Annotated in this window: 9 protein-coding genes and 1 pseudogene; 8 read left to right on the top strand and 2 right to left on the bottom strand. The window is 67.3% G+C overall.

What is annotated here, in order from left to right:
- From ShzoTeo12_RS22250 to ShzoTeo12_RS22265, 4 genes are all read left to right on the top strand, one after another.
- Positions 1–582 (top strand): TetR/AcrR family transcriptional regulator, encoded by a 582-nt coding sequence (locus ShzoTeo12_RS22250; protein WP_318912496.1) that lies wholly within the window; start codon positions 1–3, stop codon positions 580–582.
- A gap of 63 nt (positions 583–645) precedes the next feature.
- A complete protein-coding gene (locus ShzoTeo12_RS22255; RefSeq protein ID WP_318912497.1) occupies positions 646–1,545 on the top strand; it encodes an SMP-30/gluconolactonase/LRE family protein in 900 nt (299 codons plus the stop codon).
- A gap of 113 nt (positions 1,546–1,658) precedes the next feature.
- A complete protein-coding gene (locus ShzoTeo12_RS22260; protein WP_318912498.1) occupies positions 1,659–2,678 on the top strand; it encodes a GlxA family transcriptional regulator in 1,020 nt (339 codons plus the stop codon).
- Between the two features lie 75 nt (positions 2,679–2,753).
- The gene (locus ShzoTeo12_RS22265; RefSeq protein ID WP_119255787.1) at positions 2,754–3,077 is read left to right on the top strand and encodes a hypothetical protein; all 324 of its coding nucleotides are present in this window, start codon (positions 2,754–2,756) and stop codon (positions 3,075–3,077) included.
- A 56-nt stretch (positions 3,078–3,133) separates the two neighbouring features.
- On the opposite strand, the gene ShzoTeo12_RS22270 is transcribed toward ShzoTeo12_RS22265, so the two are convergent.
- Positions 3,134–3,439 carry a hypothetical protein gene (locus ShzoTeo12_RS22270; RefSeq protein WP_119255786.1) on the bottom strand — a complete coding sequence of 102 codons (306 nt, stop codon included), beginning with the start codon at positions 3,437–3,439 and terminating at the stop codon, positions 3,134–3,136.
- 171 nt (positions 3,440–3,610) lie between these two features.
- Here ShzoTeo12_RS22270 and ShzoTeo12_RS22275 point away from each other — a divergent pair, with 171 nt between their 5' ends.
- The 3 genes from ShzoTeo12_RS22275 to ShzoTeo12_RS22285 are packed head-to-tail and all read left to right on the top strand — an operon-like array spanning position 3,611 to position 8,989.
- Entirely contained in the window at positions 3,611–4,369 is a 759-nt protein-coding gene (locus tag ShzoTeo12_RS22275) for a damage-inducible protein (protein WP_318912499.1), read from the top strand.
- A complete protein-coding gene (locus ShzoTeo12_RS22280) occupies positions 4,284–5,807 on the top strand; it encodes a DUF6504 family protein (protein WP_318912500.1) in 1,524 nt (507 codons plus the stop codon). The genes ShzoTeo12_RS22275 and ShzoTeo12_RS22280 overlap by 86 nt, the downstream gene beginning before the upstream one ends.
- Positions 5,804–8,989 carry an error-prone DNA polymerase gene (locus ShzoTeo12_RS22285; RefSeq protein ID WP_318912501.1) on the top strand — a complete coding sequence of 1,062 codons (3,186 nt, stop codon included), beginning with the start codon at positions 5,804–5,806 and terminating at the stop codon, positions 8,987–8,989. The genes ShzoTeo12_RS22280 and ShzoTeo12_RS22285 overlap by 4 nt, the downstream gene beginning before the upstream one ends.
- Positions 8,990–9,001: 12 nt before the next feature.
- Here the strand turns inward: ShzoTeo12_RS22285 and ShzoTeo12_RS22290 are convergent, their stop codons facing one another.
- On the bottom strand, positions 9,002–11,002 hold the full coding sequence (locus ShzoTeo12_RS22290; protein WP_318912502.1) for a CocE/NonD family hydrolase: 2,001 nt from the start codon (positions 11,000–11,002) through the stop codon (positions 9,002–9,004).
- A gap of 190 nt (positions 11,003–11,192) precedes the next feature.
- Between ShzoTeo12_RS22290 and ShzoTeo12_RS22295 the strand changes: the two are divergent.
- Positions 11,193–12,605, top strand: a pseudogene (locus ShzoTeo12_RS22295) (NAD(P)-dependent oxidoreductase); the annotation flags it as partial.
- Positions 12,606–12,670: the final 65 nt, after the last annotated feature.

Below are 12,670 nucleotides of genomic sequence, written 5' to 3' on the forward strand. Positions count from 1 at the left end.
ATGGCAAGACACAAGACAATCCCCGACGAAGCGGTGCTCGACACGATTCTCGAAACCTTGCGGGAGACGGGACCGGCCGGCCTCACCTTCGCCCGCGCGGCGAAGGCATGCGGCCTTTCGCCGGCAACGCTCGTGCAGCGCTACGGCGACCGCGAAGCCTTGCTTGAGGCGACGCTATTGCGCGCCTGGGACCGACTGGACGAGGAAACCGAAGCGGCGGACAGGGAGACGCCGCCGACGCCCGCGGGTGCGGTCGCCTTCCTCATGCGCCTGATGCCTGCCGCGAGCGCGGAAGAAGCGGCCACCGACGGGCTGCTCCTGTTGCGGGAAGATGTCCGCAATCCCGTGCTTCGCAGCCGCGGCGCGGTTTGGGGGCACCGGATCGCGGACGCTCTTGGTCGCCGCCTTTCAGTCGAGGTGGAGGAAGGCAAACGTCTCGGCTGGCAGATGGCGAGCATCTGGCAGGGCGCGCATATCTGGTGGGCTTTCACGCGCGAGCGGCCGGCGGAAGAGGCGATCCGCGACGCGCTCGAAGCGTGGATGGAGCGGGCGCTCGACGGCGGCGGCGGGACGGCTTCCTGACGGCAGGCTAGGCGGGCGCCGCCATAGCCGTTAGAAAGCTTCCTCATGGCAGAGGAGGGATGGATGTCGTTTTTCGAGGCGGAAGAGGCAGTGTTTTCGAGTTTCGTGCTGGGCAATGCCCCACTGAAGAAGCTCGCCGGAGGGTTCGACTGGACGGAGGGTCCCGTCTGGTTCGGGGATCACGATTGCCTGCTGTTCTCGGACATTCCCAATAACCGCATGCTGCGCTGGAACCCGGCGCTCGGCATCACGACGTTCCGCGAGCCGTCGAATTTCTCCAACGGCAATACGCGTGACCGGGAAGGCCGGCTCGTGACCTGCGAGCACGGCACCCGCCGCGTGACCCGCACCGAGCACGACGGCGCCATCACCGTGATTGCCGACAGCTATGAGGGCAAGCCGCTGAATTCGCCGAACGACGTGGTCGTGACCTCGGACGGGGCGATCTGGTTCACCGATCCGCATTACGGCATTGCTTCCGATTACGAGGGAACGCGCAGCGAGCAGGAGCTTGCCTGCCACGTCTACCGCGTCGATCCGCATTCCGGCCATGTCCGGGCGATGCTCACCGACTTCAATTGCCCGAACGGCCTCGCCTTCAGCCCGGATGAAAGGCGCCTCTATGTCGCCGATACCGGGCGTATTCACACGGACGATCCCCGCCATATCCGCGCCTTCGATGTCGCCGGCAACTGGAGCCTGACGGGCGGCGATGTCTTCCACACCATCTCGCCCGGCTGCGCGGACGGCATGCGCGTGGACGAGAACGGCAATCTCTGGTCCTCGGCCGGCGACGGCGTGCACTGCATCGCGCCGGACGGCCAGCGCCTCGGCAGGATTCTCGTGCCGGAGACCGTGTCCAACATCTGCTTCGGCGGGCGGGGCGGCCACCGCCTCTTCATCACCGCCACTACCTCGCTCTATGCCGTGTCGCTTGCCGTCCGGGGCGCCCGCCGGCCCTGATCCTTCCACAAAGCGCTGGCAGGGAATGGAGAGGGCCCGGGAAATCTGCTATGGCTCTTGCGAGGGCCTTGCCGGTGACGATATTCTCCGGCGAAACGGTTTGGGAGGACTGGATGGCGGTTGAGGTTCGGACGTCGAAGGAGATGAATGCCGCGTCGGCCCCTAAGGCGCTGCGCGTCGGCTTCATCCTGTCGAAGAGCTTCACGCTCTCCGCCTTTGCCTTGTTCGTCGACACGCTGCGGCTTGCCAGCGACAGCGAGGACCGCTCCCGCCGTGTCAACTGCGACTGGGAAGTGCTCAGCAGCACGCGCAATTTCATTTCCTCCTCGAGCGGCATCCAGGTCGCGCCGACTGCGCCCTTCGCCGACCCGTCCTGTTTCGACTATATCGCCGTTGTCGGCGGCCTCCTCAGCGTGGAGGAGCCGATCGACAGCTATGCGACGACCTATCTGCGCAAGGCGGTCAATGCCGGCGTCGGCCTGATCGGCCTCTGTACGGGCAGCTTCATCCTTGCCGAGGCGGGCCTGCTCAAGGGGCATACGGCCTGCGTGAGCTGGCTCCACCACCGCGATTTCCGCGCCCGCTATCCCGATATCGAGGCGACGTCGGAGCAGATCTTCCGCTTCGACGGCAAGGTGGCGACCTGTGCCGGCGGCAGCAGCGTCGCGGATCTTGCGGCAACGCTCGTGCGCCATCATGTCGGCGAGGCCGCCGAGCGCAATGCGCTGGAAATCCTGCAGATCCGCCACCGGCGCGACGCCACGGACATCCAGCCGCGCAATCCGTTGGGCCTGGAGGCGCGCGACCGGCGCGTGCATCTCGCCATCATGATGATGGAGCAGCACACCGAGGACCTCCTGTCCATCGACAGCATCGCCACGATGACGAATGTCTCGCGCCGCCAGCTCGAGCGGCTGTTCGAGAGCGACATGGGCGCCTCGCCGAGCGCGATCTACATGAAGATCCGCATGGCGGCCGCCTTCACCATGGTGGTGCGTACCAACAAGCCGCTGATCGAGATCGCGCTGGAGACCGGTTTCGAGAGCCTGTCGCACTTCACCCGGCGCTTCCGCGCCGCCTTCGGCGACACGCCGTCGCAGATCCGCCGCGACGGGCGGCGTCAGGCAGGCTGAGCGCAATTCTCCTTGCGGCTGGGAACCAAGCCGCGCGCCATTCGTTCGGTCTGGATTGCTGACAAGGAGACCGCAATGGCAAGCAACGACGTCCAATCCCAGATTTCCGCCCTGCGTGACGAGATCGCCCAGCTTCAGAAGGATCTCGGCGAGCGGAGTGCCGAGGCCTATGAAACCGTGCGCGAGCGCGCCGGCAGCGCCATGGAGGCAGCCCGTCCCGCCGTCCGCTCCGCGACGAAATACGTGCGCAACGAGGGCGCGGCCGTCGCGCAGACCGCGCGGGAGCATCCCGCCGCCCTTTCCACGCTCGTGCTGGGCGCGGGGCTGGCCGGCATCGTGCTCGGCTATCTGCTCGGGTCTCTCGAAAGCGAACCGCCGCGCCGCCAGCGCTGGTTCTGAACGTATAAGAAAGCCCGGCATTGCCGGGCTTTTTTCATGGCATCGGGAAAGATCACCTACCGGTGGCGCAGGCCGCAGAGATAGCCGATGAGGGCAGCGCCGGCGAGGGCGGCGATCGGATTGGCCTGAATGGTCTGGCGCAGGTCCTCGCGCAGCGATTCCGCCTTGGCGACCGCAAGCTGGCCCGTGCCTTCGGCGATCAGGCCCGCGGATTCCTTCAACCGGCTGATCTCCGCCTTCAGCGCCTCGATCTGCTCGCTGACCGCGGCCTCCGCGGCGGCGGTCTTCGCTTCCTCCGAAATGGTGTCGCGACCTTCAACGACGCCGAGCGTGCGCTTGCCGGTGCTCTTTTCGTCAGCCATGGGCATGTCTCCTGCATTGGTGGGAATGGCGGGAGGAGAAACTTCCGCCGTGCCAGTTGGTTCCCGCCGATGATTCAATCTGTGATCTCGCCGGCCGGCAAGACCGATTGACTCTTTTGGAAATTGAGAACAAATAGAGAACAATTATCCGTCAGCAGGAGCCGAAAAGCCATGTCCGCCTCCGTCCATGCCGTTGTCGCAGACCTGCGCGACCGCATCCGGCAGTTCGACGGCCGCGCCTTGCGCGACCGGGCGGTTCTGCCGTTCGGCGTGCCGGAGATCGACGACCGGCTGCCCGGCGGCGGATTGGCGCTCGCCAGCCTGCACGAGGTCTGCGGCGGCGGCAACGACGCCGTGGAAGGGGCGGCCGCCATGCTCTTTGCCGCCGGCATCGCCGCGCGCACCAAGGGGCAGGTGCTCTGGTGCCTGACGCGGCCGGATCTCTTCGCCCCGGCGCTGGCGCAGGCGGGGCTTGCCCCCAGTCGCGTCCTCTATGTGGAGGCCGGCGACGAGAAGAGCCTGCTCCTCTGTTTCGAGGAGGGGCTGCGCCATGGCGGGCTCGGCGCGGTGGTGGCGGAAGTCGCGCGCCTGTCGATGACCGCCTCGCGCCGCCTGCAGCTTGCCGCGGAAGCCGGCGGCACGCTCGGCATCGCCCTGCGCCGCATCCGGCAGGGAGGGGGCACCGATGCTTTCGCGCTGCCTTCCGCCGCCGTGACGCGCTGGCGGGTTTCCATGCGGCCGTCCGTGCCGCTTGCCGTGCCCGGCATCGGCCGGGCCCGATGGTTGCTGGAGCTGGCCCGTTGCCGGGCCGGCGAGGCGGCTAAGTTCGAAGTGGAGGCATCCGATGCCGAGGGTCGTATCGCTTTTTCTTCCCGGCTGGCCGATCGATCGCCTGAGACGGGCGCTTGGCGCCTCGGCGCCTCCGCCTGACCGGCGGCTCGTTCTCGTCGGGCGGGATGGCCCGCGCCGGATCGTGACGGCGGTAAGCCGCCCGGCGGAACAGGCGGGCCTGCGCGTCGGCATGCCGCTGACCAAGGCGCATGCCCTGCTGCCCGACATCCTGACCATGCCAGCCGATCCCGCGGCCGATGCCGCGGCGCTCGCCCGCCTTTCCCTCTGGGTCTTGCAGCACTACGCGCCCATCGTCGCGCCGGATCCGCCGGATGGCCTCGTCATCGACACGACCGGCGCCGACCACCTGCATGGCGGCGAGGAGCGCATGCTGACGGGACTCGTCAACCGCCTTGCCGCCTCCGGCATCGCCGCCCGCGCCGCGGTGGCCGACAGCTGGGGCGCGGCCCATGCCGTGGCGCGCTTTCTGGCCGATCCGGTTCGCGTCGTGCCACCCGGCGCGGCGAGCGAGGCCGTGTCCCCTCTGCCGCTCCAGGGCCTGCGCATTCCGCCGGAAACGGTGACGGGCCTGCATGTTCTCGGCTTTGCCGGCATCGGCGATGTGCTGGCCGTGCCGCGTGCGCCGCTCGTCCTGCGTTTCGGGGCGCTCCTCGGCCGCCGGCTCGACCAGCTGCAGGGCATCGTCTCGGAGCCTGTCGATCCGCTGCGCGATCCCGAGCTCGTGACCGTCCGCAAGGTCTTCGGCGAGCCGATCGGCGCGCCGGAGACCATCGCGCGCTATACGGCCGCCCTCGTGCAGGATCTCTGCCTTGCGCTGGAAAAGCGCGGGCTCGGCGCGCGGCGGCTCGACCTCGTCTTCCACCGCGTCGATGCTTCCCTTCAGGCGATCCGTGTCGGCACGGCCCGGGCGGTGCGGGAGGAGAAGCGGCTCGTCCGGCTCCTCTGCGACCGGATCGAGACGATCGATCCGGGCTTCGGCATCGAGATCATGGACCTGACCGCCACGCTCGCCGAACCGCTCGTCCTGCAACAGGCCGTCTCCTCTCTGGTCGAGGAAGAGAGGGCGGACCTTGCCGGGCTCGTCGACGTGATCGCCAACCGCATCGGCGCACGCCGCCTCTACCGCATCGCGCCGGTCGAAAGCGACGTGCCGGAACGCTCCGTCCAGCGCATCGCCCCGCTTTCTCCCGACAGCGGGGCCACATGGCAGGGGGACTGGCCGCGCCCCGCCCGTCTCCTGGCGCGGCCAGAGCCAGTCGAGGTCGTGGCGCTCCTGCCAGACCACCCGCCCGCCTTCTTCACATGGCGCGGCATACGCCGGCGCGTGAAGCGCGCCGACGGGCCGGAGCGCATCTTCGGCGAATGGTGGAAGCGCGACGCCGAGCTTGCCGCCGTGCGCGATTATTTCCAGGTGGAGGACGAGGCCGGCGAGCGCTTCTGGCTCTTTCGCTCGGGCGATGAGGCTGAGGCCGCGAACGGCGCCGGCCGCTGGTTCCTGCATGGGATCTTCGCATGAAACCGCGTTACGCCGAGCTTCAGGTCACCTCCCATTTCTCGTTCCTGCGCGGGGCGAGCAGCGCGCAGGAACTCTTCGCGCAGGCGAGCGCCTTCGGCATCGATGCCCTCGCCGTGGTGGACCGCAACAGCCTTGCCGGCGTCGTGCAGGCCCACAGGGCGGCGAAGGAGCTGCCACCGGACATGCCTCGGGTGCGCCTCGTCGTCGGCTGCCGGCTTGATCTCGTGGACGGCATGTCGCTGCTCGTCTATCCCACTGATCGCGATGCCTATGCCCGTCTCTGCCGCCTGCTCACCCTCGGCAAGAAGCGGGCGGGCAAGGGCAAGTGCCATATCGACTGGGCCGATGTCGTGGAATGGAACGAAGGGCTTCTTGCCGTGCTGGTGCCGGACGAGGCGGACGAGACCGCCGCCTTCCAGCTTCGCCGTCTTGCCGAGACCTTCCGCGACCGCTGCTATCTCGCCCTGACGCTGCGCCGCCGGCCGAACGACCAGCTCCGCCTCTTCGAATTGTCCAACCTCGCCGCGCGGTACCGCGTGCCCACCGTCGTCACCAACGACGTGCTCTACCACGAGCCCGGCCGCCGCATGCTGCAGGACATCATGACCTGCATCCGCCACAACGTCGTCATCGACAATGCCGGCTTCCTGCGCGAGCGCCATGCCGACCGCTACCTGAAGCCGCCGCAGGAAATGCACCGCCTCTTCGTCCGCTACCCGGAGGCGCTTCGGCGCTCGCTGGAGATCGTGGAGCGCTGCCGCTTCTCGCTGGACGAGTTGAAATACCAATATCCCGACGAGAAGGAATATGCGGACCTCACGCCGCAGGAGGCGCTGGAGAAATATACGTGGGAAGGTGCGAATTCCTTTTATCACAATGAGATACCGGAAATAGTTCGTAAAAAACTTCTGAAGGAGCTCGGCTTGATCCAGAAGATGAACTATGCGCCCTATTTCCTTACGGTGAATGCCATTGTCCGGCATGCCCGCTCGATCGGCATCCTCTGCCAGGGGCGCGGCTCGGCTGCCAACAGCGCCGTCTGCTTCGTTCTCGGCATCACCTCCATCGAGCCGACGGTGAACGGCTTGCTCTTCGAGCGGTTCGTTTCCGAGCAGCGCGGCGAGCCGCCCGACATCGACGTGGATTTCGAGCACGAGCGCCGGGAGGAGGTGATCCAGTGGATCTACGAGACCTATGGAAAGGACCGTTCCGCTCTCTGCGCCACCGTCATCCGCTACCGCTCGCGGGCGGCCATGCGCGACGTGGGGCGGGCGCTGGGCCTGCCCGAGGATGTGCTGAAATCGCTATCCTCGCAGGTCTGGGGCTGGTCCAACGACATTCCGCAAACCCATGCGGGCTCGGTCGGCCTCAATGTGGACGACCGCCGCATGAAGCTGCTGTTCGAGCTCGCCCGGCAACTGATCGATCGGCCCCGTCACCTCTCGCAGCATCCGGGCGGCTTCGTCCTGACGCGCGACCGGCTGGACGACCTCGTGCCCATCGAACCGGCGGCGATGGACGACCGGCAGGTGATCGAATGGGACAAGGACGATATCGAATATCTGAACTTCATGAAGGTCGACGTGCTGGCGCTCGGCATGCTCACCTGCATGCGCCGCGCCTTCGACTTCCTGAAGGAGCACAAGGGTGAGGCCCATGACCTCAAGACCATCCCGCAAGACTCGGCGACCTATGAGATGATCTCGAAGGCCGACACGATCGGCACTTTCCAGATCGAAAGCCGGGCGCAGATGTCCATGCTGCCGCGCCTCCGGCCGAAGGAATTATACGACATTGTCATCCAGGTGGCCATCGTGCGGCCGGGGCCGATCCAGGGCGACATGGTGCATCCCTATCTGCGCCGGCGGCAGGGGCTGGAAGAGGTCGAATATCCCCAGCCGGCTTTCGAAAGGGTCCTGAAGCGAACGCTCGGCGTACCTCTTTTTCAGGAGCAGGCCATGCAGGTCGCCATCGAATGCGCCGGCTTCGAGCCCGGCCGTGCCGACCAGTTGCGCCGGGCGATGGCCACGTTCAAGCAGACGGGCGGCGTGGATAAATTCCGCGAGGAACTGATCTCGGGCATGGTCGAGAACGATTACACGCGCGAATTCGCCGAGCGCATGTGCCGCCAGCTCGAAGGCTTCGGTTCCTATGGCTTCCCGGAAAGCCATGCCTACAGCTTCGCCATCGTCGCCTATGCCTCCGCCTGGGTGAAGTGCCATCACCCGGATGTCTTCTGCGCGGCGCTGCTCAATTCCCAGCCGATGGGGTTCTATGCGCCCGCGCAGATCGTGCGCGATGCGCGCGACCATGAGGTGGAGGTACGGCCGGTCTGCATCAATGAAAGCCGGTGGGACTGCACGCTGGAGCCGACGGAGGAGACGGGCCGCTTTGCCGTGCGTCTCGGGTTGCGGATGGTGAAGGGACTGAAGAACAAGGAAGCGAGCGACCTGATCAACGGCCGGCAGGACGAGCCCTTCGCCTCGGTCGACGATTTCTGGCGCCGCGCGGGGCTTGCCACCGATGTGCTGGTCCGACTTGCCGAGGCGGATGCCTTCCGGCCGTCACTCGGCCTTTCGCGCCGCGAAGCGCTCTGGGCGATCCGCAGCCTCAGGGACGAGCCGCTGCCGCTCTTCACCGCGGCGGCCGAGCGCGAGGCGGCACTCGTTGCCGAGATCGAGGAACCGGCCGTGGCGCTCCGCCCGATGGCGGCGGGGGGAGAAGTCGTGCAGGACTACGGCCATGTCGGCCTGACGCTCCGCGCCCATCCGGTGAGCTTCCTGCGCGAAAGCCTCTCGCGCCGCCGTTTCCTCACCTGCGCGCAGGCGGTGAATCTCAAGGACCGCCAGAAGGTCGAGACCGCCGGCATCGTGCTGGTGCGGCAGCGGCCGGGCTCGGCCAAGGGCGTCATTTTCGTGACCATCGAGGACGAGACGGGCATCGCCAACCTCGTCGTCTGGCGCAAGATCTTCCTCGCCTACAGGCCCATCGTGATGGGCGCGCCGATGATCGGCGTCAGGGGCTATGTCCAGCGGGAGGGCGAGGTGGTGCACATCGTCGCGCAGCAGCTCATCGACCTGTCCGCCGACTTTTCCACCGTCGGCCGCCGCGGCATCGACCAGAAGCTGGAGGAGGCAGATCGGCGGGAAACGATCCGCGTCAAATCCCGCGACTTCCACTGATTTGTTAAAGCATCACATGAAGTCGCGCGGGATCGCCGTCCCGAATGTCTTCTCGAAGATCTGCGCCTCGCCCTCGAAGGCGCGGACATGGGCCGAGATAACCCAGTCGCGCGCGGTGCAGGCGATGGTGGCGGTCGAGACGGTGCGCACGAACCAGCCGGGCCGCTGCATGTCGCAGGTCCAGACAGCGGTTCCGGTCATCGAAAGCGGATCGTTTCCGGCAATCGACCACAGCTCGTCGCGCACCTGGCGCGTCGCCAGTCCCGTGCCGGGATGCTCGTAGAGGCCGGTATCCTCGTAGATCGAATATTCCGTGAGGCCGTTCGTCAGGTCCCGCTCGACGCCCCGCGCGGTCTCCGGCGGGGAGAGTTCGATATAGGCCGGCAGGGGATTAGGATTTTCCGGCTCGGGAAGGGAAACGACCCGGTGCTCGCCGAGCTTCGGCAAGGCAAGGCCGAGCGAGGCAAGGTCGAGCGTCACGCCGGCATCGACCGGCGGCGGCAGGACCATCGGCCAGTAGGAGGTTGAGAGCGACAGGCGGATGCGGTGCCCCGCGCGGAAGCGGTAACCCATCGCGTCGAGCACGAGGCGGATGCGCACCTTCCGGCCCTTGGGCATGGCGTACGGTTCCGCATTGCCGTTGCGGTGGGCGAGGTTGATGACGCCGAAGGTGACGCGCGTCGCCGTCCCGTCCGGGTGGATATCGACGAGGCGGGCGCAGAGATTGGCGATCTCGACCTGCGTCGCCACCTCCAGTTCCAGCACCGGCTGGCCGAGGAAATCCTGCGCCTCGGCAAGCGACGCGGTCTCGACGACGAGGGATCCGGCATCGTCGAGGCGCTGGTCGAGCGCCATTTCGGCATCGGGCTTCAGCGTGAACCACTCGCCGGCCATGACGCCGGTGTCGAGCGGCGATTTCAGGAAGCGGTCGTCGGCCGGGGTGTCGGCCGACGGCTGGCCGGGCATGAGCGCGCCGTGTGAGCCGACATGGAATTCAGCCATGTCCGGCGCCTCCCAGCGATCCTTGGCGATCCAGAAGCCGGGATCGAAATCGCGGCGCAGCGCCGGGCGGGGAGCGTCCTGGATATAGGCGCGCACCTGCGGGATGTCCTCCGCGCCGTTCTCCTCGCCGCGCAGCCAGCGGTTCCACCACGCGATGGCCTCGGCGTGGAAATCCATGCGGGGCTTCGGCCAGGCGAAGTGCGGATACTTGTGGACCCACGGGCCGATCAGCGCCTTGGCCTTCCCGCCGATCCCCTCGACCGCCTTCAGCGGCGTGCTGCGGTAGCCGTCCGCCCAGCCGGCGATGACGAGGGCGGGAACGGGAAAGCCGGCGAAGTCCTCGCAGATGGAGCCGTGCTCCCAGAAGGCGTCGCGGCGCTGGTGTTGCAGCCATTCCTCCAGGAAGAAGGGCTCGTTCTCCAGCCGCTCCATCCACATGTCCCGCCAGCGCGCGCCGACGATCTCGGGATCGGGCGAGCGCGACTGGTAGGCGAGCATGGTCGCGGCCCAGGAAAGCTGGGCGGAAAGGTGCGTGCCGTTCTTGTAATGGATGTCGTCGTTGTAGCGGTCGACGGTGGAGGCGATGGAGATGACCGCCTTCAATGCCGGCGGCTTCAAGGCCGCGACCTGCAGGCAGTTGAAGCCGCCCCAAGAGATGCCCATCATGCCGACGGAACCGTTCGACCAGGGTTGCGCGGCGATCCAGGCGATCAGCTCGCAGGCATTGGCAAGCTCCAGCGGCGTATATTCGCCATCGATGACGCCGTCGGATTCGCCCGAGCCGCGGATATCGACGCGCACCCCGGCAATGCCGGCCGCGGCGAAGACGGGATAGGTCGATTCGTCGCGCGGGCTGGTTCCGTCGCCCTTGCGATAGGGCAGGAACTCGAAGACGGCGGGAACGGGATCGGCCTGCGCGCCCTCCGGCATCCAGATGCGCGCGGCGAGCCGCGTGCCGTCGGCGAGCGTGATCCATTCGTTTTCGATGGTGGTGAAGGCGCGAGGCGTCATGAGAAATCCTTTTCCGCCGGTCTTTATGACGGTCGTATGACGGCCGGGCAATAGGGCGGTTCTGGCCGTCCACGGTGCTTTCGCCCTGCCGCCCGGCGGCTTGCCCCCCTTCGAAATCTCGCCTACGAAGGCGGAACAGGCAGGGAGGGGCGCCATGCAGGATCAGCAAGCAGCTTTTGCGGACGAAGGACGGCTGGACGATCCGCGGCGCGCCTACAAGGTCCTGATCGCCGACCTGATCGGCCTGCGCTTCGATGCGGAAGGCAAGCCCGATCCGGGCGAGGTCCGCGCGCATATCGAGGCGAAGGGCGGCGCGTTCCACGAAGCCGCCTACCAGCGTGAGGAATTGCCACCCGGCATCCACTTCTTCTACCAGCCCGACCTCAGCGGCGAGGCCGAGATCATCGCCCAGACCGCGGACGGCCGCTATGACGCGCTGATCGCGGCGGCGACCTTCATTCCGCGGCAGGCGGTCTTTGCGCTCGGCGGCGTGCGCATCGGCGCGGGCACGGGCAATATGGGCTCTGCCTCCTGGGGCGGCGGCAATGGCGAGGGCGGCACGGCCGCCCTGATGAACACGCCCGGCATCAACAGCCGCGCCACGGCGCAGATGGTGATGAAGGCGATCCTCAAGGTGACGCCGGACCTGCCGGTGGAGCTTCTGCACCAACGCGTTGCCGCCGGCGATTTCGATACCGGCCGCGACCTCAAGTCCTATCCCACCGCCAAGCTGGAGGGTCAGCGGATGGCGGTGCTCGGCTATGGCAATATCGGCCGCGAGGTGGCGAAGCTCGCCCGCGCCTTCGGCATGCATGTGGTCGTCCATGCCCGCGCCCGGCACCGGCAATGGATCGAGGCGGAGGGCTTCGATTATGCCGGGACGCCCGTCGCGGCGGCGAACGGCGCGGACGTGCTCTCCGTCCATATCGGCCTCGGCCGGCTCGACGAGGAGACACGCCTTTACGCCAATGCCGGCATGATCGGCGAGACCGTGCTCTCGGCGATGAACCGCGGCGCCGTGCTCGTCAACTACGACCGCGGCGAGGTGGTGGATACGGCGGCACTCGACCGGGCGCTGGCCGCAGGGCAGATACGCTACGCCGCCATCGACGCGGACCTCTTCCGGAATGCGACGAGCGGCGCGCTCAGCGGGCCGATGCTGCCCTATCTGAAGCTTGCCGAGCGTCATCCCGGCAAGCTGGAGCTCCTGCCGCATGCCGCGGCCGATACCGACCATCCCTCCCGCGTCGCCGGCGCCTGCCAGGCGGTCGACCAGATTATCGATGCCATCCGCTACCGGCGGATATGCAATCTCAAGGGCGACCTGCCGGATGGCTATGTCGATGCCGGAGCGAAGGTGCCGCAGGGCATAGGCCGGGTCACGGCGGCGACGCTGACCGCCGCGGCGAGCGATCCGCGCTTTGTCGAACTGCACGATGTCTCCCGCGAGATCACCGATACGCTGGAGGCCATCGTGGAAGCGGTGGCCGAAGGCATGACGCACCAGCCGGCCAAGGGTGACGTTGCCGCGCTCGCCCAGCTCCTTCTGCGCCAGCGCCGGCTGCTCGAAGGCCTGGGGCTGGACGGTCCGGCGGAGGCCTGAAAACGGGAACTTTTCTGCTGCACGGCCAGTTTCCTCCCCGACCGAACGATCAGGGAGTGCAAGCC

Origin of the sequence: Shinella zoogloeoides, assembly GCF_033705735.1 — a bacterium.
Taxonomy (GTDB): Bacteria; Pseudomonadota; Alphaproteobacteria; order Rhizobiales; family Rhizobiaceae; genus Shinella; species Shinella zoogloeoides_A.

What these genes read in the sequence shown, in the direction of transcription:
- ShzoTeo12_RS22270 (WP_119255786.1), bottom strand. Translation starts at nt 3,439, where the DNA reads ATGGCTGACGAAAAGAGCACCGGCAAGCGCACGCTCGGCGTCGTTGAA.
- ShzoTeo12_RS22260 (WP_318912498.1), top strand. Translation starts at nt 1,659, where the DNA reads ATGGCGGTTGAGGTTCGGACGTCGAAGGAGATGAATGCCGCGTCGGCC.
- ShzoTeo12_RS22250 (WP_318912496.1), top strand. Translation starts at nt 1, where the DNA reads ATGGCAAGACACAAGACAATCCCCGACGAAGCGGTGCTCGACACGATT.
- ShzoTeo12_RS22265 (WP_119255787.1), top strand. Translation starts at nt 2,754, where the DNA reads ATGGCAAGCAACGACGTCCAATCCCAGATTTCCGCCCTGCGTGACGAG.
- ShzoTeo12_RS22255 (WP_318912497.1), top strand. Translation starts at nt 646, where the DNA reads ATGTCGTTTTTCGAGGCGGAAGAGGCAGTGTTTTCGAGTTTCGTGCTG.
- ShzoTeo12_RS22290 (WP_318912502.1), bottom strand. Translation starts at nt 11,002, where the DNA reads ATGACGCCTCGCGCCTTCACCACCATCGAAAACGAATGGATCACGCTC.
- ShzoTeo12_RS22285 (WP_318912501.1), top strand. Translation starts at nt 5,804, where the DNA reads ATGAAACCGCGTTACGCCGAGCTTCAGGTCACCTCCCATTTCTCGTTC.
- ShzoTeo12_RS22275 (WP_318912499.1), top strand. Translation starts at nt 3,611, where the DNA reads ATGTCCGCCTCCGTCCATGCCGTTGTCGCAGACCTGCGCGACCGCATC.
- ShzoTeo12_RS22280 (WP_318912500.1), top strand. Translation starts at nt 4,284, where the DNA reads ATGCCGAGGGTCGTATCGCTTTTTCTTCCCGGCTGGCCGATCGATCGC.